The following is a 20,421-nucleotide window of genomic DNA, read 5'->3' as shown; positions in this document are numbered from 1 at the left end:
GATGCGTTGCGTGCGTCTTACGCGAAAAGATCCGCGTCATCGCCCGGCGCAGGTGGCGAGAGCTGGCGGTAGATCGAAGCAGTGAGCGCGTATGACAAGGTGTAGAACACGGCCACCAGCACAGCGACGAAGGCGGAATTGCCGATCAGCGCAACCCGGTCACCCATTGCCGCTAGTACAAGCCCGATGACGAGCATCAGCAGTAGTCCGATCACCATGCCTAGCACCACCAACATCACGAAGAACATGAATAGTCGGAAAGAGTTGCCCTTGGTCAGCGCCCATGACTGGCGCATCGCATCAACCGGATTGCGACGGTGACCCAGAACGATCGCGGCGCTTGCCAGCGAGAACTTGACTGACAGGTAGAGCGTGATCGGAAACGACACGAGGCTCAACAGCGCTCCTGCCGCTTCGGGCAGCATACCGGAAACGATTGAGGGCAGCTGGGTCAGTAGCCCCACCAGCAGCTGCGCACCGAGCATCGGCAGGATAAGGCGCGGCACCATGCCCAGCACCTCGCGTACAGTGGGCCGGCTGCGATCACCAAGTAGAGCAAGGATCGCGATACTGCCGCACAGCTGACCAACAACCACCAGCAGCAGCGCCCACCAATTACTCAGCAACAGGGCGTTGACTTGCTCGGCGATGCGTTCGGGATCGGGTTCGCTCCCCGCATCGCCGAAATCGATCCCGCTGCCTACGAGTGCCAGCACCAGCACGAACATCGGGATAAACAGGAACAACCCGGCCAATACGCTGACCAGATCGCGGTTCGCGCCGACGGTTCCTGTCGCCTGTGTCCAGGCCAGCCCCATGTCGAGCTTGCGGTTTGCCATGCACGATCCCTTTCTGATGCCCGGCGCATTGCTCCGCAATCGCCTCTTGATCTCGGCGCTCAATGCCCCCACCGGTGCGGCATGGCAAGCACTGCTCAGGCCTCTGGCCACGCATTCCCCATCGAGTGGCGGCGCGACAGCGCGCAGGTGCCATACGCGCAGGCTCTGGCCGAAATGGAAGCGCGCAATGCTGGCGTTCATGCAGGCGAGGCCGCCGAATTGATCTGGCTGCTCGAACATCCCCCTGTATACACCGCCGGCACCAGCGCGGATCCGTCCGAACTTGTCGATCCGCGCTTCGAGGTGGTCGAGGCTGGGCGCGGCGGGCGCTACACCTATCATGGGCCGGGACAGCGGGTGGGCTATCTGGTGCTCGACCTGACGAAGCGCGGCAAGGATGTGCGCTGCTTCGTTCATGCGATCGAAGGCTGGGTGATCGCCACGCTCGCGACCCTTGGGGTCGAAAGCTGGCGCGCCGAGGGCCGCGTCGGGATATGGACGCGCGACATTGACGGGTCGGAGGCCAAGATCGGAGCAATCGGCGTGCGCGTGCGGCGCTGGGTGACGATGCACGGCTTTTCAGTCAACCTCGATCCCGACCTCAGCCACTTCGGTGGGATCGTGCCTTGCGGGATTGCCGAATATGGCGTCACCAGTCTTGCGCGGCTGGGCCTGACCGTCTCTCCCGATCAATGGGACGAAGCGCTGACAGCGACCAGCGATGATTTCCTTGACGCCTTGGATGCTGCCGCCAAAAGGGCGTGCCGATGACACGCGCTGTTTTCCTTGCCGCCCTGTGCTTTGCTCTTGCTGCTTGCGAGGATCAGGCTGCTGCGCCTGCCGAGCGAGGGGGGAGAGCTTCTGGAGAGGTGCTTGCCGGGTCGATCTCGGATGCAATGATCCCGCTCGAACAGCTCGAATCGCAGGCCCCGCTCGCTCCGCGCCAAGGCCCGCGTCCGGCTGATATCGACGCCGAGCAACCTGAAGTCACCCCGATGCCGGGGATCAACGATCCTAGCACAAGCCAGGGGGGCGAAGCAGCCTTTACCGCCCCGGCCCCCGAACCTTCCGAATAGGCGCGGCTTACTCCGCCGCCTCGGCCTGTTCTTCCTCAAGCGTCGGGTAATCGACGTAGCCTTCCGGAATCGGGAAGTACCAGCTCTTGGGCACGTCCTTGTTGGGGTTCCAGTGCGCACCGGCCGCGATGCGCTTTTCGAGATCGGGGTTGGAGATATAGGGGCGGCCAAAGCTCACCGCGTCGCACTTGCCGCTGGTGACGTCGGCCTCGGCCTGCTCGGCCGTGTAGTCCGAATTGAGGATCAGCTTGCCGGTGTAGATCTGGCGGATCAGCGGGCTTTGCTTGGGCACGTCGGTCTGGCCGAAGGTGCCCTCCGGCCCGGGCTCGCGCAGTTCGACGAAGGCAAGGCCCAGCTCCTCGCACACCTTGGCGGCAGCGCCGAAGGTCGCGGGCGGGTTGCTGTCGTCGGTGCCTTGCGAATCGCCGTTTGGCGACAGGCGGATGCCGACGCGGTCCGCGCCCCACACGTCGATCAGCGCTTCGAGCACTTCACGCATGAAGCGGGTGCGGTTTTCGGGGGTGCCGCCGTATTCGTCGGTGCGCAGGTTAGTCTTGTCGCGCAGGAACTGGTCAACCAGATAGCCGTTCGCGCTGTGCAGTTGCACCCCGTCAAAGCCCGCCTTCTTGGCGTTTTCAGCCGCGCGGCGATAGTCGGCGATGGTGCGCTTGATGTCCTCATGGGTCATCTCGCGCGCCTGCGCGTAAGCCTGCTTGCCGATCGGCGTATGCGCTTCGCCCGGCGCGGTGGTGGCGCTCGCCGAGAAGGGCGGCTCGCCATCGAGGAAATAGGGGTGGACGATGCGGCCCATGTGCCACAGCTGCATGACGATCAGGCCGCCTTCCTCGTGAACCGCCTTGGTGGTGGCTTTCCACGCTTCGGTCTGTTCATCGCTCCAGATGCCCGGCGCGGAGGGCCAGCCGAGGCCCTCGCGGCTGATGCCGGTCGCTTCGGTCAGGATCATCCCCGCGCCCGCGCGCTGGCGATAGTAGAGCGCCATCAGCTCGTTGGGGACGAACATCGGGTCGGCGGCGCGGCCACGGGTGAGCGGGGCCATGTGGATGCGGTTCTTGGCATGGAGCGCGCCCATCTGGAGCGGCTGGAACAGGGCATCGTGCATATGTGGGTAATCCTCGTGAACCAGTTTCGATTGGCTATTCACTTGGCCCCACCAGAGCTACTGCGCAAGGATGGAAAATGAGGGTGCGCCCCAAGCACAAGTTGTCGCCGCGCTGGCGCGCCCCCGCAGCATCGCGCTGCTGGCGGCGCTGCTCGCCGGCAATGTCGCGCTGGCGATAGGCCCGTGGTTCGTGCGGGTTGCGGACACGGGGCCGGTAGCGGCCGGGTTCTGGCGGCTGTTCCTCGCGCTGCCCTTCCTCGTGCTGCTGGCGCGAGCGAGCGGCCAACGGCTGACGGGCATTCCGGTCAAGACCCTCGCGCTGGTGGCGCTGGGGGCGGTGACCTTCGCACTCGATCTTGCCAGCTGGCACATCGGCATCGGCATGACGCGGCTGGGGAATGCGACCCTGTTCGGCAATGCCGGGTCGATCGTGCTGCTGTTCTGGGGCTTCATCATCGCGCGCACGCTGCCGGGACGGCTGGAATGGCTGGCGATCATCTTCGCGCTGACGGGCGCGGCGATCCTGATGGGGCGCAGTCTGGAGATCTCGGACGAGACGCTGATCGGCGACCTGTTCAGCGTGGCAGCGGGTCTGCTCTACGCGGTGTACCTGCTGACCTTGCAGGGCGCGCGGGGCGCGTTCGGATCATGGAGCCTGCTCGTCTGGGTGAGCCTGTTCGGCGCGCCGGTGCTGCTGGTGATCGCCTTGCTGCTGGGCGAGCCGGTGTGGCCGCAGGCGTGGGGGCCGGTGGTGGGTTTGTTCGTGCTGAGCCAGCTGGTGGGGCAGGGGCTGATGGTCTTCGCGCTCAGATACTTCCCCCCGCTGGTGGTGGGATTGGCGCTGCTGACCCAGCCTGCCGTGGCCTCGCTCTACGGCTGGCTGGCCTTCGGCGAGGTGCTGAGCGGGCTGGATATTGTCGGGATGGTGCTGGTGGGCGCGGCGCTGGCGGTGTCGCGGGCGAAGGCCTAAGCCACTCAATCCACGCTGAAGCGAACCTTCCCCAGGTCCCCCATGCCCACAGTCCCGCTCGCCATTTCGAGCATGCGGTCGAGGCTGCGCTTCGCCTTCAGGCGGATGCCTTCCTCGATTTCGATCTGCGGCTGCAAATCGCGCAGGGCGACATACAGCTTCTCCATCGTGTTGAGCGCCATGTAGGGGCAGATGTTGCACGAACAGTTCCCGTCCGCGCCGGGCGCACCGATGAAGGTCTTCTCGGGCAGTGCCTTTTCCATCTGGTGGATGATGTGCGGCTCGGTGGCGACGATCAGGGTGTCGCCTTCGAATTCCTGCGCGAATTTGAGGATGCCGCTGGTCGAGCCGACATAGTCCGCGTGGTCGATGATCGTCGGCGGGCATTCGGGGTGCGCGGCGATGGGCGCGCCGGGGTATTGCTCTTTCAGCTTGAGCAGTTCGGTCTCGCTGAACGCCTCGTGGACGATGCACACGCCGGGCCACAGCAGCATCTCGCGATTAAACTTGCGGGCGAGGTATCCGCCGAGGTGCCGGTCGGGGCCGAAGATGATCTTCTGCTCCGGCGGGATCTGGGCGAGGATCGTCTCGGCGCTGGAGGACGTCACGATCACGTCCGACAGCGCCTTCACCTCGGTCGAACAGTTGATGTAGGTCAGCGCGATGTGATCGGGGTGGGCCTCGCGGAAAGCGCGGAATTTCTCGGGCGGGCAGCTGTCTTCCAGGCTGCACCCGGCGTCCATGTCGGGCAGGATCACGGTCTTGTGGGGGGAGAGGATCTTCGCCGTGTCGGCCATGAACTTGACCCCGCAGAAGGCGATCACATCGGCATCGGTCGCCGCCGCCTTGCGCGACAGCTCCAGCGAATCCCCCACGAAGTCGGCAATGTCCTGAATGTCGGGCGTCTGGTAGTAATGCGCGAGGATCACCGCATTGCGCTCCTTCCGGAGGCGGTCGATCTCGGCGAGCAGGTCGGCGCCGGTGGGGTTGCGGGTCAGCAGGCTCATGGTCGTATCCCCATTCTCGTGGTTGCAGGCGATATAGGCAGACCGGGGTGGTTACGCCACCCGCTGCATTGACGAAGAGACCCATGCCCCAGTGGTGGTCTCCTGTGATCGCTGTGGTCAAGCGATTGTGCGGCGGATTGTGAGCTATGCCAAAGCCGGGAGACGCGAAGAGCCGAGCTTACGCGGGCCCTCGGCGTATTGGCAATTGCCAGCCAATAAACCCACATTTCAAGAAAATCGAAGGCCTGATAACCTAAAATTCGATAAATCTACACGGAGATATTAGGCAATAAACGATATCTTTCATGACAATAAAACCGTGATACTTGTTTATATAAATTTTAGTTAACCACCTAAATATTATAGGCGAATGCACTTATGTAAATTCACAATTAACCGAGGTAAAAGGTAACCGTGATGATATGATATCTGAGCGCGTGAAGTTATATCTTTTATTTAAGTTGTGAAACCTCCATGTGCAGCTTCGTTAAGACGGATCTTCTCTTTGACGCGTCGCCCAAGGGGCGGAAGCCAGCGAATGACCTCGGTCGACCCGCTCGGGCAGGCCGGGATGCGCCTGTGTTCCGCTTCCCGGCGGTCAATGGCAGTCAGGGATCTGAGTATTTGGCGAGGCCTGAGATCGCTGCTGGCGAGGTTACTCTGCGTGACCTCGTTGCCAATGCGCGGTTCCTTACGATCGGGCCTCGGCTTCCGCCGCGGATCAAGGAAATCGTAAATGAGACATTTGGCCCCGTGGAGGTTCACTCAATCGAGCGGGACAATATCAGGGGCATTTCCAGTCAGGCGACATCCTTTTCAATCATCATCGCATTGTTCGACGATATCGCGAGGGCCAAGCGGGCCTTTCGGGAGCATAAGTGGCTTCTCGATAATAAGCTCTGCTATGCAATAATGACCGAGGCCAACCCAAGAGGGCGTGCCGCTCTTATGCGCTTTGCTTTCGATGATGTCTTTGATTCGCGAGCAAAGCCAACTGACATAATCATCCGAATGAAGGCGCATGTCAGTCGCCAGATGATCTACAACTCTGCTGTAAAGAACGACGAATCGTTTCAGTTGTTTTGTGATGAAAACATTGAAGGGCGTGTTTATTCATCACAAATGGAAATTCTTAAACAGCTTTACAATAACATGGGTAAAGTTGTCCGATATCGCGACTTGGCCTCTTACGATTATCATTCCAGCGACTTTCGCTTCAAATCGCTGAAAGTGAGAATTCACAAGATACGCAAAAGGCTGAAAAATCATGAGATAAGATGCGAGCGGGGCTCTGGATATGTCTTGGTAAAGCTGGATAGCTGACCCAGGCTTCCTTCAGGCACCAGTGGCAAAGCCGAGGCGGGCGACGGCACGATCGCTCAATCGCTGACAAGCTGCCATATTTGTTCGCTGCGCCTTACCATGCCGCGCTTTTCCAGATCGATGAGATGCGCAGTCACACTCATTTCCGCTGCCGGGATCAGGCGTTCGTCCAGACCCTTGTACATCGCGGGGATGAAGCCGCTGACGGGCCGCGCGCCCTCGCCCAGCAGACGCAGGATCTGGTTCTCGCGCTGACGACGGTGACCGATCATGCCGCGCACCAGTTGGCGGGGTTTATCGATCGCCGCTCCGTGAGCTGAATGGTAGCGCGCATCATCGCGCGCAAGTAGCTTTTCAAGGCTTGCCATGTAATCGCCCATGTCGCCGTCGGGCGGGACGACCACGCTGGTCGACCAGCCCATCACGTGATCGCCGGTGAACAGCGCGCCGCTCTCCTCCAGCGCGAAGCACAGGTGGTTCGAGGTGTGGCCCGGGGTGGCAACGGCGGTGAGCGTCCAGCCGGTGCCGCGCATCGCTTCGCCATCGAGCAGCACGCGGTCCGGGGCATAGGTGGTGTCGAAGGCTTCGTCCGAGCGCGGCAGATCGGATGACAGCACCAGTGGCGCGCATCCGACGATCGGTGCGCCGGTCCGCGCCGCCAGCGGTGCGGCGGCAGGGGAATGATCACGGTGGGTGTGGGTGCACATGATGGCCAGCACCTGCCGTCCGGCAATGGCGGCGATGATCGCGTCGATATGCGCGGCCTCGTCGGGCCCAGGGTCGATCACCGCGCAATCCGGCCCGTCCGTCATGCCGACGACATAGGTCTGGGTGCCTGTAAAGGTATAGGGCGAGGGGTTGGGCGCGAGCACGCGCCGGACCAGCGGCTCGACATCTTCGGCAAGCCCCGTGGGCCAGGGTTGGGGAGGGATCGTGACCATCAGGCACCCATGCCGTTCGCCTCGCGCGAAGTCGAGAGGCAGCTTTTGCAAATGGTATCTCGACTTCACTCGACACGAGCGGATAGGAAGGAGCGGAGAGAGGAAGCCGGGGTAAACCCACCCCGCGCGGAGGTAGCGAAGCGGTAGCGCAATAACCGCGCGCTCAAGCAACGAAGTGGTAGCGCTGCAAAGATGTCTGATTATGTCCTGGTGCTTGATGAAGGTACCACTTCCACCCGCGCCATGCTGTTTGCCGCAGACGGCGTGCTGGTCGCCTCTGCGCAGGAACCCTTGACCCAGCATTACCCGCAAAGCGGCTGGGTCGAGCATGACCCGCGCGAAATCTGGGACAAGACGCTTCGCTGTGCGCTGGCGGTGATGCCCAAGGCAGGCGGCGCGGCGAGCATTGCCTGCATCGGCATAACCAACCAGCGCGAAACCGTGGTGGCATGGGATCGTCAGACCGGAGAGCCGCTGACCAACGCAATCGTGTGGCAGGACCGCCGCACAGAACCCTTTTGCGCCGAACTGCGCGCCGCGGGCCACGAAGCCGGGGTGCAGGAGCGCACCGGACTGCTGCTTGATCCCTATTTCTCCGGGACGAAGATGCGCTGGATGCTCGACAACGTGCCGGAGGTGCGCGGCGCGGCAGAACGTGGTGTGCTGGCCTTCGGAACGGTTGAGAGCTGGCTCACCTTCAAGCTTACCGGCGGCGCGGCCCATGTCACTGATGCTTCGAATGCCAGTCGCACTTTGCTGATGGGGCTGGAGGATGCGCAATTCGATGAAGGGCTGTGCGACCTCATCGGCGTGCCGCGTGCGGCGCTTCCCGGCGTGGTCGATATGGCCGGGCCGCTTGCGATGACAGCCACAGAGCTCTTCGGACGGGCCATCCCGATCACGGGCCTTGTGGGCGATCAGCAGGCGGCCACCATCGGTCAGGCCTGCCTCGCGCCCGGTCAGACCAAGGCCACCTATGGCACCGGCGCTTTCGTCCTCACCTGTCAGGGCAACCGGATTCCGCGCTCCAAGAACCGCCTGCTTGGTACGGTGCTGACCCAGATCGATGGCGCGCGCACCTATGCCATCGAAGGTTCGGTGTTCGTCGCAGGCAGCCTGGTGCAGTGGCTCAGAGATTCACTCGGGGTCGTCGAGGTCGCCAGTCAGACCGAGGAACTCGCCCGCTCAATCCCCGACAGCGGCGGGGTGGTGATCGTGCCGGCGCTGTCAGGTCTTGGTGCGCCGCATTGGCAGGCCGAGGCGCGAGGCGTGATTGCGGGGCTCTCGTTCGCCACCGGGAAGGCCCAGTTGGCACGGGCGGCGCTGGAGGCAATGGCGCATCAGACCCACGATCTGGGAGCGGCCTATGCCGCTGATGGCGCGCCTTGGCAGACGCTCAGGATTGATGGCGGTATGGCGGCGAACGACTGGATGGCGCAGGATCTGGCCGACATGCTCGGTGTGCCGGTGGAGCGCCCCGGATTTGTCGAGACGACTGCGCTGGGCGCGGCGATGCTGGCGGCCGCAGGATCGGGGATTTATCCTGATCTTTCAACTGCATGCCAAGCCATGCGCGGACGGCTGGCCCGGTTCGAACCGCAGATGGAGGCCGAGGTGCGAGATGCACGGTTGGCGGCGTGGAAGAAGGCGCTTGCTGCCGCCTGATCCTTATCTCAGCCGACCCAGTTCCCGGCCCAGCCGATCCTGAAAGGCACGCACCGGCGACGCCATTTCGAAGTGCTGACGCCACGCCTCGTCCAGTCGGGCGATGCGCTGGTGCAGGCGCTCGGTATCGGCAATCAGCTCGCGGGTGCCCGCCTCCAGCAGCGCGAGTTGCGCCGGATCAGAACCGCGATCAGGGGGCAGCGCGCCATGCAGGCGCACCTGATTTTCCGAAATTTCTCCAGAAAAAAGAGCCCGTTGGTTCAATAGCCACGCCAGCACGTGCATCATCCGGGTGGTGGTCTTGAGCCCCTCGGTCGACAGCGCCAGGCGCACGAAGGCGTCTTCTCCGGCCACCGGTTCACGGGTGCCAGCGGCGAACACGGCGCGCACTTCGTCGGCGAGGACAAGCGCTTCGGTGTAGAGCGCTTCGATGATCGGGCGCGAGAGATTGGTGGTGCGGGCCATGATGCGCGCCAACCTACGCCCCAGGCGCAGCGCCCGCCACATGGCTATGGTTACTTTCCAAGCAATTTTTGGCGCTCGTCCCATCGGGACACAGAATTGACGTGCCGCTAACCATCGAAACGCGCCCATGTTTCACGTGAAGCACGCTGCCGAGGGCGAGTCAGGGCCGGGCAAGGATGGGGCAAGGGCAGGGCTAAGGCGGGCTGGCGGGGGAGCAATGGAGGGCGAAGGGGTGCTGAAACGGGGTGCCGGATGTCGCCCCGCGAAACCGCCACTCGCCTCTGTCAGACACCTCAGGCGATGATGTCGGGCAGCAGGGTATCCTCGATGATCGCGATCTGATCCTTGAGGCGCAGCTTGCGCTTCTTCAGCCGCGCGATCTGGAGCATGTCCGCCGACGCACTCCCGCGCGCCGCCTCGGTCAGGGCGGCGATCGCGGCGTCGAGGTCGCGATGCTCGGTCTTGAGCAATTCGAGCTTTTTCCTGAGCTCCTGCTCGGTCATGTTCGCCCTTGATCCTTCTTGCTTGCGTCCCGCACCGGCATGGCACTCGCGCAATGATCGCAGGCGCTACGCGTTCCCGCGCCAATTTGTAAGATGGATTGCGCAGTTTCCCAGAGCGTGTGGTCGCAAACCGGAAGGCTCGGTTCGCCGCAAGCGGGTGCGGATGCGCCGATTAAGGAATGATCAGGGCTTTGCAACCTAGTCTGAGTGTGGTTCTTTCGAACCTGCGGCTCGGCCGCGTCGTGTGCCGAGTCGCCTTTCCGGGGGCATCCCCCCGCAGATGAAGGAGAACGCATAATGGCATCGACCGCAGTGTTGTCACACCTCCACGCCCTTCAGACCAAGCATGCCGGCCTCGAAGCCCGCCTGCGCGAAGAAATGGCCCGGCCCGTGCCCGACACCGCGATGATCCAGTCTCTCAAGAAGCAGAAACTGCGATTGAAGGAAGAAATCGCCGCGCATTGATGTCGCAGGTTCCCTGCGCAGACCCACCGCCCCACCCGACCACCAAAAATGCCGTCAGGCTATGGTGGCTTGGTGGGGAACAGGGGGTCAGCTGACCGCGAAAGCAGTAATCTATCTGCGCCATTGCAGGTTGCCGGTCCGGACCGTAAACCTTGTACCCATGACCGCTGCTGCTGCCGCCCGCCAGATCCTGATGCGCCTCACGGAGGTAATGGCCTCGCGAATGCACGCGCAGGCCAAGCTTGATCAGGTGGTCGAAATCATCGGCGAATGCCTTTCGAGCGAAGTCTGCTCGATCTATCTGCTGCGCGAAGGGATGCTGGAACTCTTCGCCACCCGCGGCCTTAACCAAAGCGCGGTCCACGTCACCCGCATGGCGATTGGCGAAGGTCTGACCGGGGCGATTGCCCAGAAGGTCGAAACCCTGAATCTTGCCGAGGCCAAGGCCCACCCCGATTTCCAGTACCGCCCCGAAACCGGCGAGGAAAAGTTCCATTCCTTTGCCGGGGTTCCGATTGTCTACCGTGAACGCGCGGTGGGCGTCTTGTGCGTCCAGCATGTCGATCCGCGCCGCTATGAAGAGGTCGAGATCGAGGCGTTGCAGACCACCGCGATGGTGCTGTCCGAACTGATCGCCAATGCCGAACTGGTCGATGAAGAAGAAGCCCGCGGGCTGACGCAGGAACAGACCGGGCCGCAGCAGCTCGCTGGCCTGACGCTGGTCAAGGGGCTGGGGGCGGGGGTTGCCGTCTACCACCAGCCGCGCGTGGAAATCACGCAGGTCATGGCCGAGGATATCGAGGCCGAGCGCCAGCGCGTCTACCGCGCCTTCGACCGGATGCGCGAGCAGATCGACACGCTCGCCAGTCAGGCCGAATTCGGCGTGGGGGGCGAGCATGAGGAAGTGCTCGAGACCTACAAGATGTTCGCCTATGACGAAGGCTGGTCGCGGCGCATCAACGAGGCGATCGATTCCGGCCTGACCGCCGAAGCCGCGATCGAGCGCGTGCAGCAGCACACCCGGATGCGGATGCGCGAAATCGACGATCCGCTGCTCGCCGACCGGATGCACGATCTGGAGGATCTGGCCAACCGGCTGCTTCGTATCGTTGCCGGACAGGTCGGCACCGCCGCCTCGCAGGGCCTGCGCAAGGACACCATCCTGATCGCCCGCAATCTCGGCCCGGCCGAACTGCTCGAATATGACAAGCGGCGGCTGAAGGGCGTGATCCTTGAGGAAGGCTCGCTCACCGCACACGTCGTGATTGTGGCGCGGGCGATGAATGTGCCGGTGATCGGCCGCATCAACAATGGCAAGGGCGCAGGTGTGCGCGGCACGATCCGCGAAGGTGACGAAATCCTGCTCGATGCCACGGCAGGCAATGCCATCGTGCGCCCGCTGCCGCAGGTCGCCGATGCCTTCCACGCACGCTTTGCCAAGAGCCGCGAGAAGCAGGCGGCCTATGCCTCCTTGCGCGATGTGGAACCCTTTACCCGCTGCGGCACGCGCATTCAGGTGATGATGAACGCCGGGCTGCGCGACGACATGAGCGCGCTGGGCCTGACGGGTGCGGACGGCGTGGGCCTGTTCCGCACCGAGTTCCAGTTCCTTGTCTCGGCCACCCTGCCCCAGCGCGAGCGCCAGACGCGGCTCTATCGTGACGTTCTGGATGCGGCAGGCGACAAGCCGGTAATCTTCCGCACGGTCGATATCGGCGGCGACAAGTCGGTGCCTTACCTCGCCAGCGAAATCGCTGCCCAGGACGAAAATCCGGCGATGGGCTGGCGCGCGCTGCGCCTCGCGCTTGAACGCGAAGGGCTGATGAAGATTCAGGCGCGCTCACTGCTGGAGGCGGCGGCCGGGCGTTCGCTTTATGTGATGTTCCCGATGGTCTCCGAGCCGTGGGAGTTCGATGCGGCCAAGGCGGTGTTCGACGAACAGCTCGCTTTCCTGCGCGCGCAAAAGAAACTGCTGCCCGAACGGATAGATTTCGGGGCGATGCTGGAAGTGCCGGCGCTGGCCGAGGTGCTCGATCTGCTGCTGCCCAAGCTGTCCTTCCTGTCGATCGGGACGAATGATCTGACCCAGTTCCTGTTTGCCGCTGACCGCGCCAATCCCAAGCTGGCCGAACGATATGACTGGCTCAGCCCCTCGATCCTCAGGTTTCTGCGCCGGGTCATGCAATCGAGCGTCGGCAGCGGGGTCGATATCGGGGTGTGCGGCGAGATGGGCGGGCGCAGGCTTGAAGCGCTGGCGCTGATGGGGATCGGCTACCGCCGCCTGTCGATCACGCCCGCGGCGGTCGGCCCGATCAAGGAACTGGTGCGCAAGGTCGATCTGGCCGAGCTGACCGCGGCGATGACGGGCTGGCTCGCCGATCCTTCGCTCAATCTGCGGGAGCAACTGGCCGCATGGGCCGATGCGCGCGAGATCGAATACGACTGATGCGCTTGGGCGTGTGCGGTGCGCGGTGCCGCGTTCCGGTGATGCTTGACAGGCACCCGCTTTGCAGGTGAGTCCCGTTCAAGCACAATTCACGCAGAAACACTTAGACAAGCCTCGGCAGAAGGCGGAAAATCGGGTCATGGACAGCGAATACGAAGACGACGCGGGCGAGCCGCGTGAAGCCTCTGCCGCCGGGGCGGGGCAACAACTGCGCGCGGCACGAGAAGCGCTGCGGCTGGAACTGGCGCATATCGCGGCGGACACGCGGATCCCGCTCCGACATCTCGAAGCCATTGAAGCAGGCGATTTCGAAGCCTTGCCCAGCCGCGCCTATGCGATCGGCTTTTCCCGCACCTTTGCCAAGGCGGTCGGGCTTGATGAGACTGCGATTACCGATGCGGTGCGGGCCGAGTTGGCGGATGGATCAATGCGCCGCACCGTGCCGTCTTCGGGGATGGAGCCGGGCGATCCGGCGCGGGTGCCTTCGGCGGGGCTGGCCTGGGCTGGTGCCGCCGCGGCGCTGCTGCTCGCGATTGGTGCCTTTGCATTCTACAATTCCTATTTCGGTGCCGGGACAGAGCCCGAGCCGCTGGCGGCTCCTCAGCCGGAGACGCCCGTAGCTGCGCCGGTCGCAGAGCAATCTCCGGCGGTTGCCGATGCCGCCACAGGCGGCGCGGTAGTGCTGACCGCGCTTGAAGAAGGGGTGTGGCTGCGGCTCTACGAGGAGGGCGGCGCGCGGCTGACCGAACGCACGCTCAAGGCGGGTGAGAGCGTGGCGGTGCCGGCCACCGCAGCCGATCCGCGCATCAACACGGGCCGGCCCGATGCGCTGGCGATCACGGTCGGCGGCAAGCCGGTCGCCAGGCTGTCCGAACGGCCGACGACGATCGCGGGCGCTCCGGTCTCGGCGGCGGCGCTGCTGGCCCGGCCCGCGCCAACGCTGTCGGCTTCTGCCTCTGCCTCTGCCTCTGTTGCGACCGCTCCTGCACAAACCACCGAACCTGCCCGCCGCCCTGCGCAGCGCGCTGCCCGCGTTGCGCCTACGACAGTCGCGCCCACGGCGGAACCGGCCCCGTCTCCTGCCCCACCTCCGTCGAGCGAGCCTGCCCTTGCCGCGCCGGCCGCAGCCGACACGCCGGGATAGGGCCGCGCGGGTTTTTAGCCGTTGATTAGGGGGTCTATCGCTCTCGACTTGCAGGCTCCCGCAGGGCAGGGGTTCTGCAACTGTTCATGTGCGCCGCGCAATTGCGGTGCGGCCATTGCCAGGGAGCCTGACAAGCCATGACCTCGCCTTTGCGGACCTTTACCTCCAGCAGCCTCTCGTTCCGGCTCGCCGGTGCGCTGCTGGCAGCGACCACCCTCGCCACTGTGCCGCTTGCCCCCGCCCTCGCGCAGGACAGCGCCGCCGAAGCGCGCATCCGCAAGATCGAGGCCGAAATCCGCGCATTGCAGCGCAAGGTCTTCCCCGGCGGTGACGGGCGCTTCTTCGAACCGCAGATCGCCCCCGGCAACGAAAGCGCCGCCAGCCCGGCGAATGTGAGCCCGCCTGCGACCACCGCAGTGACCGACATCCTCGTGCGGCTCGACGCGCTCGAATTGCAGCTGCAGACGCTGACTGCCCGTTCGGAAGAACAGGCCAATGCGCTATCGCAGCTCGATGCGCGCCTGACTCTGATCGAAACGGCGGCCAATGCGCCGTTGGTTGCAGGGACTGCGGGCGATGTGCCGAAGATCCAGCCTTCCGCGACGCTGCCCGTCGCCGCCCCCGCACGGGCTGCGGCAGCGCCCGCGCCTGCACCTGCGCCTGCACCCACCCCCGCGGCTGCCGCACCTGTCGCCGCTCCCGCCGTTGCGGCGCCTTCGCCGACGCGGCTTGCTGCCGTGCAGGCCATCACCAAGCCGCAGACTGCCGATGCCGGGGATGACGAATATTCCTATGGCTTCCGTCTCTGGAACGCCGGCTTCTTCCCCGAAGCGCGCCAGCAGCTGACCAAGTTCGTCGAGCAATATCCCAATCATGCCCGCATCAGCTTTGGCCGCAACCTGCTGGGCCGCGCCTTCCTGGACGACAACATGCCCGAGGAAGCCGCGCGCTGGTTCCTGCGCAATTACCAGGCGAACAAGAACGCCGACCGCGCGCCCGACAGCCTGCTCTATCTCGGCGCTTCGATGATCGCGATGAAGGATACCAAGCGCGCCTGTATTGCGTTGGCCGAATTTGCCGAGACCTATCCGCTGATTGCTTCCGGGCGCCTTGCGACCGAGTACCAGACCAACCGCGCGAAGGTGAAGTGCAGCTGACGCATCGCTTTGCCGCCGATCTGGCGGCGCTCTGGCCCGAGGATGAGCGTGCCGGGCCGCTCGGCCTTGCAGTCTCGGGCGGAGCGGATTCGCTGGCGCTGCTATTGCTGGCGCATCAGGCCATGCCGGGGCGGATTGCTGTGTGCAGCATTGACCACGGATTGCGGTCGGAGGCGGCCGACGAAGTCGCACTGGTCGAGCGGATCGCCGCAACGCGCGATATTCCCTTTACGCCGATCACGGTCAGGCTGGCCCCGGGCAATATGCAGGCGCAGGCGCGTGCGGCCCGCTATGCTGCCGTTGCGGATTGGGCTTTGGCGGCGGGTCTGGGCGCAGTCGCGACCGCGCATCATGCCGACGATCAGGCTGAAACCTTGCTGATGCGCCTGAACCGGGGGAGCGGGCTGGCTGGGCTTGCTGGGGTGCGGGCGCGCTCCACTATCGATGGCAGCGATGTTACCCTGCTGCGCCCGCTGCTGGGCTGGCGCAAGGCAGAACTGGCTAAGGTGGTCGCGGCGGTCGGGATCATCCCGGTCGAGGATCCCTCGAATACCAACCCCGCTTTCGACCGCGCCCGACTGCGCGCCAGGCTGGCCGAGGCCGACTGGCTCGACCCCGTCCAGATCGCCGCCAGCGCGGCGCATCTGGCCGAAGGTTGGCAGGCGCTGGAATGGTATGCCGAACTCGACTGGCATGAGATGGTCATGCGCGAGGAAGGCGACGCGCCGGGCTTCAGCTATTGCGCCAATGTCCCGCGCATCATTGCGATCGAGACGATTGGCCGGATCATCCGCGAACTGGGCGGCCATGTCAGCCGCGCCGAGGTCGCGCGGGCGTGGGACCGGCTATGGGCTGGCGAGAATGCTTCGCTGGGCGGAGTGCTGGCGGTGCCTGGGGTGGAGCGGGTCGAAAAGGTCGGCGTGATGATGCGGGTGTGGCGCTTCCGACCTGAACCGGCGCGGGGGCGGGTGAATTAGGGAGCCTGTTAGCGATCGCGCTACGCATGATGCACACCGCCTTCCCAAAGGGAGGGCGCGTCTGCGCCACCGAAGGTGGCCCAAAACTTAGAGAATCTTGTCGCCCACGCCTACCATCTTGCCGCGGGTGATGATCACCTTGTCGCCGCGCTTGGTGGCGGCGAACAGCTTGGCAGCGAATTCGTCCGGCACCCCGATGCAGCCGTGGCTGGCATAGCCGTTCATCACCGGCGATCCGTGGATCGCGATGCCGGTGTTGGTGATCCACAGGCTGTGAGGCATCGGCGCATTGCCATATTTGCGTGAGAAGTGCTGACGCGACTTGTTCAGCACCGGGAAGGTGCCGAGCGGCGTGGGATGCTGCTGCGTGCCGAGCAAGGCGACGGCGGTGCCGATCTCATGCCCATCGCGGAAGGCGCTGATGACGCGCGCTTCGAGATCGACGGTGATCACCAGTTTGCCGGTCGCAGGCGCGGCGCTTTCGTCCCAGAACCAGTCGCCATAGCGGATGCTGCCTTCGATCGGCAGGATCGACTTGATCACGAAAGGATCGCTCGCTGCGCGGACGGCAACAGCAGCAGGCGCGGGGGGCGCAGCGGCAACGGGGGCCGGAGCCGGCGCGGGGAGCGGCTGAACCACTTCATTGGCGATCATGCGCACCGCCGGGCCGCGCGGGGCGGCTGCTTCATCGGCAATGACATCGGCGGCGCGGATCTGCGGCGCTGGCTCACGCGTCAGCGGAGGCAGCCCGGCATAGACCGCAGCGGCTTCGTCATCCGGCCGCGGCATTTCGGTATCGGGATCGACCCGTTCAAAGGCGCCGGTCGCACGCGCGGCGATGACTTCTGCAGCGCGGGCGGCGTCTTCGACATTGGGCTGCGCGGCGGCCAGAAAAGGCAGGGCGGCGCCAGCAAGGGCGATGGCAAGGTTGCGGATCATGGCAGCGATTATGCCGCGTTAGCCTGAATTGCGCCAGCGGTTAACCATGCAGCGTCCCTCGGGGGGACGCCATCGGGTGCGGGGTTAACGTGCAATCACGCCGAACAGGTCATGCGCGTCGGCATCCTCGATGGTCGCCTCGACGATATCGCCCGGCTGGAGGCTTTCGGGGACATTGCGCAGGTAGACCGCCCCGTCGATCTCGGGCGCGTCTGCCTGGCTGCGGCCGGTTGCGCCGATGTCGCCATCCTCGTCCGGTTCGCCCACCTCGTCGATGATGACGGGGAGCGTGCGGCCAACCTTGGCAGCGAGCTTGGCCGCGCTGATGCGTTCGGTCACTTCCATGATCCGGGCATAGCGTTCTTCCTTCACCGCTTCCGGCACATGATCGGGCAGGGCATTGGCCGCGGCGCCTTCGACTGGTTCGAAGCGGAACGCGCCCACCCGGTCAAGCTGGGCCTCTTCGAGCCATTCGAGCAGGTATTCGAAGTCTTCCTCGGTCTCACCCGGGAAGCCGACCACGAAGGACGAACGGATCGCGATATCGGGGCAGATGTCGCGCCAGGTCTTCAGCCGTTCGAGCACCTTGGCCTCGTTCGCCGGACGGCGCATGAGCTTTAGCACCTTGGGCGAGGCGTGCTGGAAGGGGATGTCGAGATAGGGCGTCAGCAGCCCTTCGGCCATCAGCGGGATGACCTGATCGACGTGGGGGTAGGGGTAGACGTAGTGCAGGCGCACCCACGGCGGGGTGCCATCGGCGGTGCGCAGTTGCCCAAGTTCGCGCGCCAGATCGGTCATGTGGGCGCGCACCTCGCGGCCGTGCCACTGGCGGCTCTCGTGGCGGATATCGACCCCGTAGGCGCTGGTGTCCTGCGAGATGATGAGCAGCTCCTTGGTACCCGCCGCGACCAGCTTTTCCGCCTCGCGCAAGCAGGCATCGACCCGGCGGCTCGCCAGCTTGCCGCGCAGATCGGGGATGATGCAAAAGGCGCAGGAGTGATTGCAGCCCTCGGAAATCTTGAGGTAGCTGTAATGGCGCGGCGTCAGCTTGATATCGGTGTCGGAGGGTTGGGGGATGAGGTCGATGAACGGGCCTTGCGAAGGCGGCGCATGGGTGTGGACCGCCTCAACCACCTGTTCGTATTGGTGCGCGCCCGTCACCGCCAGCACCTGCGGGTGAGCGGCGCGGATCGCGTCGGCCTCCTCGCCCATGCAGCCGGTGACGATCACGCGGCCATTCTCGGCGATGGCCTCCCCGATCGCGGCAAGGCTTTCCTCTTTGGCGGAATCGAGAAAGCCGCAGGTGTTGACCAGTACCACATCCGCGCCCGCGTAATCCTCGGCAAAGGCATAGCCATCGGCGCGCAGGCGGGTGAGGATACGCTCGGAATCGACGAGCGCCTTCGGGCAGCCGAGGCTGACCATCCCGATGCGCTTCTGTTCGGCCAGGACGGTTGGCTTGGTGGTGGGGGCGGTGGTCATAGCGGCGCGCCCCTACACGAGGGCGGGGCTTTGCGCCAGAATATCCTCACAACGCGCGAGCGGCAACGGGCTTGACCGGAAGGCGGCAGCTCGGGCATCAGCCGGACATGATCGCGAAGCTCTTCATTGAACACCCGAAATCCATCGGCGAGACCTATGGCCAGCATTTCCGCACCGCCTTCAGCTTTGGCTGGCGCATGGTGGTGGGAGGGTTTGCCTGCATGGTTCACGCCATCATTCCGGGCATCTTCGTAAAGACCGCCAGCCGCACCGTGGTGCAGCTCGATGCCGAAATGCGCGGCCGCAAGCCCGAACCGGGTGCCGAGGAATTCGCTTACGTCATCTGACGCCATGGCGGCGCTACCTCTCGGCCACGCTTTGCGCTAGGATGGCGGACAAGCGAGGAGAGCGCGTCGATGAGTGATTTTGCCCTGTGGCCGGTGCTGGCAGGCACACTGGCTTTCTTTGCCGTGGGGGCGCTGTGGTATGGCGTGATCTTCGCAGTGCCATGGCAGAGGGCGGCGGGTCTCAGCAACACCCAGCTGCGAGAGGGCAACATGGGGCTGATCTTCGCCCTGACCTTCGCCTTTGAAATGCTGATCGCGATGGTGCTGTGGCACCTCATCGCCCGCACCGACCCGGCACCGCACGTGGTGATGATGATGGCGCTAGGCTTTGCCGCTGGGGTGATGATCCCAGCGATCGGCATCAATTACCTCTACCTCAGGAAGCCGCTGTCACTGTTTCTGATCGACGCCGGGCATTTCCTTGTCGGCATGGCGGCGATGGGCGGCGTCTTCGTATGGTTCCGCGGGTAGCGCCGGGTCAGGTCAGGCATCCTCGTTCGTGATCGTCGGCACGATTTCGACCAGCACATCGCCGGCCTGAAGGGTCTGGCAATCGTCTTCCCAGAAGCCGATCGCGCGGCCGTTGCGATAGATGCGCAGGCCCTGACCGCCGCTCTGGAGATCGGTGATCGCCTTGCCGCATTCCTCGGGCGTGACCACCCGCTCGACCAACTGCACCCGCCCGCCGACACTGGCGAGGTCGGCGAGGTAATCGGCAATATGCGCGCCCTTGGCCGAGCCCGCCAGCAACAGTCCGGTAAAGCGCACGGGGTTGATAACATTGTCCGCACCCGCCTGACGGGCCAGCAACTCGTTATCCTCGGCGCGCACCACCACGCTGATCGGCACCTTGGGGGCGAGGTGGCGCACGGTCAGCACGATCAGGATCGAGGTGTCGTCACGCCCGGCCGAGACCAGCACGCTTTGTGCCGCGTCGATCCGCACCGCTTTCAGGGTTTCGTCGCGTGTCGCATCGGCCGCCATCACGTTGACGCCCAGCTTCTCTGCCTCGGTCAGACGCTCTTCCGAGGGATCGATCACGACGATCGCGCGTGGATCGACCCCGCGGTCGATCAATTCGCGCACGCTCTGCGAGCCGGACACGCCATAGCCCAACACCACCACGTGATCGGTCAGCTGTTCCTGAATCCGGGCCATGCGCCATTTCTCCCAGCTGCGCTTGATGACGAAATCATAGGCCGCGCCCACGAAGATGAACAGGATGGCGATGCGCACCGGGGTGACGATCACCGCCTCGATCAGACGCGCACGGTCGCTCACCGGGGCGATGTCGCCAAAGCCGGTGGTGGTGACGCTGATCATGGTGAAATAGACCACGTCGAGAAAGCTGATATGCCCATCGACATTGTCGACCAGCCCCGTGCGGTCGAACCAGTGGATCAGAATCACCATCAAGAGCAGGCCGAGCGCCAGCCCGGTCCGCAGCCCGACATCGCCCCATACCGGGATCTTGACCTGCCGCCGCAGCGGGCGGAACTGGCTCGCCAGCCGCGGTGCGCGGCGAAACGGGTTGCGGCTTGGTTGGCCCGCCATC

At 64.4% G+C, this 20,421-nt stretch carries 21 protein-coding genes; 12 read left to right on the top strand and 9 right to left on the bottom strand.

All coding sequences use genetic code 11. The annotated features are described in order from the left end of the window. Window positions 1–17 precede the first annotated feature (17 nt). Window positions 18–839: a glycerophosphoryl diester phosphodiesterase membrane domain-containing protein gene (locus tag CHX26_RS15230; protein WP_104943106.1), complete on the bottom strand. Its 822-nt coding sequence runs from the start codon at window positions 837–839 to the stop codon at window positions 18–20. An 81-nt stretch (window positions 840–920) separates the two neighbouring features. Between CHX26_RS15230 and lipB the strand changes: the two genes are divergently transcribed. Then, window positions 921–1,610: a lipoyl(octanoyl) transferase LipB gene (lipB, locus tag CHX26_RS15225; RefSeq protein ID WP_104943105.1), complete on the top strand. Its 690-nt coding sequence runs from the start codon at window positions 921–923 to the stop codon at window positions 1,608–1,610. Next, a complete protein-coding gene (locus tag CHX26_RS15775) occupies window positions 1,607–1,915 on the top strand; it encodes a hypothetical protein (protein WP_146107754.1) in 309 nt (102 codons plus the stop codon). Before lipB ends, CHX26_RS15775 begins: the two co-directional genes overlap by 4 nt. Window positions 1,916–1,922: 7 nt before the next feature. On the opposite strand, the gene CHX26_RS15215 is transcribed toward CHX26_RS15775, so the two are convergent. Next, the gene (locus CHX26_RS15215; protein WP_104943103.1) at window positions 1,923–3,035 is read right to left on the bottom strand and encodes an alkene reductase; all 1,113 of its coding nucleotides are present in this window, start codon (window positions 3,033–3,035) and stop codon (window positions 1,923–1,925) included. A gap of 70 nt (window positions 3,036–3,105) precedes the next feature. Here CHX26_RS15215 and CHX26_RS15210 point away from each other — a divergent pair, with 70 nt between their 5' ends. Beyond that, on the top strand, window positions 3,106–4,005 hold the full coding sequence (locus CHX26_RS15210) for a DMT family transporter (protein WP_104943102.1): 900 nt from the start codon (window positions 3,106–3,108) through the stop codon (window positions 4,003–4,005). A gap of 5 nt (window positions 4,006–4,010) precedes the next feature. Here the strand turns inward: CHX26_RS15210 and nadA are convergent, their stop codons facing one another. Then, window positions 4,011–5,012, bottom strand: coding sequence for a quinolinate synthase NadA (nadA, locus tag CHX26_RS15205; RefSeq protein WP_104943101.1), 1,002 nt, complete (start codon window positions 5,010–5,012; stop codon window positions 4,011–4,013). A gap of 579 nt (window positions 5,013–5,591) precedes the next feature. Between nadA and CHX26_RS15200 the strand changes: the two genes are divergently transcribed. Further along, on the top strand, window positions 5,592–6,335 hold the full coding sequence (locus CHX26_RS15200) for a helix-turn-helix domain-containing protein (RefSeq protein WP_172449862.1): 744 nt from the start codon (window positions 5,592–5,594) through the stop codon (window positions 6,333–6,335). Between the two features lie 56 nt (window positions 6,336–6,391). On the opposite strand, the gene CHX26_RS15195 is transcribed toward CHX26_RS15200, so the two are convergent. Continuing rightward, complete coding sequence (locus CHX26_RS15195; RefSeq protein WP_104943099.1) at window positions 6,392–7,276, bottom strand: MBL fold metallo-hydrolase; 885 nt, start codon at window positions 7,274–7,276, stop codon at window positions 6,392–6,394. Between the two features lie 192 nt (window positions 7,277–7,468). On the opposite strand from CHX26_RS15195, the gene glpK reads away from it, so the two are divergent. Beyond that, entirely contained in the window at window positions 7,469–8,941 is a 1,473-nt protein-coding gene (gene glpK / locus CHX26_RS15190) for a glycerol kinase GlpK (protein ID WP_104943098.1), read from the top strand. Between the two features lie 3 nt (window positions 8,942–8,944). On the opposite strand, the gene CHX26_RS15185 is transcribed toward glpK, so the two are convergent. Both CHX26_RS15185 and CHX26_RS15180 read right to left on the bottom strand, forming a co-directional pair. Next, window positions 8,945–9,448 (bottom strand): DUF1465 family protein, encoded by a 504-nt coding sequence (locus CHX26_RS15185; protein ID WP_233997194.1) that lies wholly within the window; start codon window positions 9,446–9,448, stop codon window positions 8,945–8,947. Between the two features lie 251 nt (window positions 9,449–9,699). After that, complete coding sequence (locus tag CHX26_RS15180) at window positions 9,700–9,909, bottom strand: DUF465 domain-containing protein (protein WP_017666379.1); 210 nt, start codon at window positions 9,907–9,909, stop codon at window positions 9,700–9,702. 297 nt (window positions 9,910–10,206) lie between these two features. On the opposite strand from CHX26_RS15180, the gene CHX26_RS15175 reads away from it, so the two are divergent. The 5 genes from CHX26_RS15175 to tilS all read left to right on the top strand — a co-directional run bounded on the left by CHX26_RS15175 (window position 10,207) and on the right by tilS (window position 16,098). After that, window positions 10,207–10,374, top strand: a complete 168-nt coding sequence (locus CHX26_RS15175; RefSeq protein ID WP_104943097.1) for a YdcH family protein — start codon at window positions 10,207–10,209, stop codon at window positions 10,372–10,374. 160 nt (window positions 10,375–10,534) lie between these two features. Next, window positions 10,535–12,820, top strand: coding sequence for a phosphoenolpyruvate--protein phosphotransferase (gene ptsP / locus CHX26_RS15170; protein WP_104943096.1), 2,286 nt, complete (start codon window positions 10,535–10,537; stop codon window positions 12,818–12,820). A 139-nt stretch (window positions 12,821–12,959) separates the two neighbouring features. After that, window positions 12,960–13,964, top strand: a complete 1,005-nt coding sequence (locus CHX26_RS15165) for a helix-turn-helix domain-containing protein (RefSeq protein ID WP_104943095.1) — start codon at window positions 12,960–12,962, stop codon at window positions 13,962–13,964. A 137-nt stretch (window positions 13,965–14,101) separates the two neighbouring features. Beyond that, on the top strand, window positions 14,102–15,121 hold the full coding sequence (locus CHX26_RS15160) for a tetratricopeptide repeat protein (protein ID WP_104943094.1): 1,020 nt from the start codon (window positions 14,102–14,104) through the stop codon (window positions 15,119–15,121). Further along, window positions 15,112–16,098 carry a tRNA lysidine(34) synthetase TilS gene (gene tilS, locus CHX26_RS15155; RefSeq protein WP_104943093.1) on the top strand — a complete coding sequence of 329 codons (987 nt, stop codon included), beginning with the start codon at window positions 15,112–15,114 and terminating at the stop codon, window positions 16,096–16,098. Before CHX26_RS15160 ends, tilS begins: the two co-directional genes overlap by 10 nt. A gap of 87 nt (window positions 16,099–16,185) precedes the next feature. Here tilS and CHX26_RS15150 read toward each other — a convergent pair whose 3' ends face one another. Both CHX26_RS15150 and rimO read right to left on the bottom strand, forming a co-directional pair. After that, window positions 16,186–17,037 carry a L,D-transpeptidase family protein gene (locus CHX26_RS15150; protein ID WP_104943092.1) on the bottom strand — a complete coding sequence of 284 codons (852 nt, stop codon included), beginning with the start codon at window positions 17,035–17,037 and terminating at the stop codon, window positions 16,186–16,188. Window positions 17,038–17,121: 84 nt separating this feature from the next. Next, window positions 17,122–18,519 carry a 30S ribosomal protein S12 methylthiotransferase RimO gene (gene rimO / locus CHX26_RS15145; protein ID WP_104943091.1) on the bottom strand — a complete coding sequence of 466 codons (1,398 nt, stop codon included), beginning with the start codon at window positions 18,517–18,519 and terminating at the stop codon, window positions 17,122–17,124. A 107-nt stretch (window positions 18,520–18,626) separates the two neighbouring features. Between rimO and CHX26_RS15140 the strand changes: the two genes are divergently transcribed. Together CHX26_RS15140 and CHX26_RS15135 are read left to right on the top strand one after the other, a co-directional pair. Next, window positions 18,627–18,866 carry a DUF6356 family protein gene (locus CHX26_RS15140; protein WP_104943090.1) on the top strand — a complete coding sequence of 80 codons (240 nt, stop codon included), beginning with the start codon at window positions 18,627–18,629 and terminating at the stop codon, window positions 18,864–18,866. A gap of 69 nt (window positions 18,867–18,935) precedes the next feature. Next, entirely contained in the window at window positions 18,936–19,337 is a 402-nt protein-coding gene (locus tag CHX26_RS15135; RefSeq protein ID WP_104943089.1) for a DUF1761 domain-containing protein, read from the top strand. A 12-nt stretch (window positions 19,338–19,349) separates the two neighbouring features. Here CHX26_RS15135 and CHX26_RS15130 read toward each other — a convergent pair whose 3' ends face one another. Continuing rightward, window positions 19,350–20,420, bottom strand: a complete 1,071-nt coding sequence (locus CHX26_RS15130; RefSeq protein ID WP_104943088.1) for a potassium channel family protein — start codon at window positions 20,418–20,420, stop codon at window positions 19,350–19,352. Window position 20,421: the final 1 nt, after the last annotated feature.

The sequence above is a fragment of the Porphyrobacter sp. HT-58-2 genome, assembly GCF_002952215.1.
Taxonomy (GTDB): Bacteria; Pseudomonadota; Alphaproteobacteria; order Sphingomonadales; family Sphingomonadaceae; genus Erythrobacter.
Note: the sequence above shows the minus strand (reverse complement) of the source record. Positions and strands in the feature narration are given on the sequence as shown.

Coding starts and splice junctions, on each gene's coding strand:
- CHX26_RS15230 (WP_104943106.1), bottom strand. CDS start 839: ATGGCAAACCGCAAGCTCGACATGGGGCTGGCCTGGACACAGGCGACA.
- lipB (WP_104943105.1), top strand. CDS start 921: ATGGCAAGCACTGCTCAGGCCTCTGGCCACGCATTCCCCATCGAGTGG.
- CHX26_RS15775 (WP_146107754.1), top strand. CDS start 1,607: ATGACACGCGCTGTTTTCCTTGCCGCCCTGTGCTTTGCTCTTGCTGCT.
- CHX26_RS15215 (WP_104943103.1), bottom strand. CDS start 3,035: ATGCACGATGCCCTGTTCCAGCCGCTCCAGATGGGCGCGCTCCATGCC.
- CHX26_RS15210 (WP_104943102.1), top strand. CDS start 3,106: ATGGAAAATGAGGGTGCGCCCCAAGCACAAGTTGTCGCCGCGCTGGCG.
- nadA (WP_104943101.1), bottom strand. CDS start 5,012: ATGAGCCTGCTGACCCGCAACCCCACCGGCGCCGACCTGCTCGCCGAG.
- CHX26_RS15195 (WP_104943099.1), bottom strand. CDS start 7,276: ATGGTCACGATCCCTCCCCAACCCTGGCCCACGGGGCTTGCCGAAGAT.
- glpK (WP_104943098.1), top strand. CDS start 7,469: ATGTCTGATTATGTCCTGGTGCTTGATGAAGGTACCACTTCCACCCGC.
- CHX26_RS15185 (WP_233997194.1), bottom strand. CDS start 9,448: ATGTGGCGGGCGCTGCGCCTGGGGCGTAGGTTGGCGCGCATCATGGCC.
- CHX26_RS15180 (WP_017666379.1), bottom strand. CDS start 9,909: ATGACCGAGCAGGAGCTCAGGAAAAAGCTCGAATTGCTCAAGACCGAG.
- CHX26_RS15175 (WP_104943097.1), top strand. CDS start 10,207: ATGGCATCGACCGCAGTGTTGTCACACCTCCACGCCCTTCAGACCAAG.
- ptsP (WP_104943096.1), top strand. CDS start 10,535: ATGACCGCTGCTGCTGCCGCCCGCCAGATCCTGATGCGCCTCACGGAG.
- CHX26_RS15165 (WP_104943095.1), top strand. CDS start 12,960: ATGGACAGCGAATACGAAGACGACGCGGGCGAGCCGCGTGAAGCCTCT.
- CHX26_RS15160 (WP_104943094.1), top strand. CDS start 14,102: ATGACCTCGCCTTTGCGGACCTTTACCTCCAGCAGCCTCTCGTTCCGG.
- CHX26_RS15150 (WP_104943092.1), bottom strand. CDS start 17,037: ATGATCCGCAACCTTGCCATCGCCCTTGCTGGCGCCGCCCTGCCTTTT.
- rimO (WP_104943091.1), bottom strand. CDS start 18,519: ATGACCACCGCCCCCACCACCAAGCCAACCGTCCTGGCCGAACAGAAG.
- CHX26_RS15140 (WP_104943090.1), top strand. CDS start 18,627: ATGATCGCGAAGCTCTTCATTGAACACCCGAAATCCATCGGCGAGACC.
- CHX26_RS15135 (WP_104943089.1), top strand. CDS start 18,936: ATGAGTGATTTTGCCCTGTGGCCGGTGCTGGCAGGCACACTGGCTTTC.
- CHX26_RS15130 (WP_104943088.1), bottom strand. CDS start 20,420: ATGGCGGGCCAACCAAGCCGCAACCCGTTTCGCCGCGCACCGCGGCTG.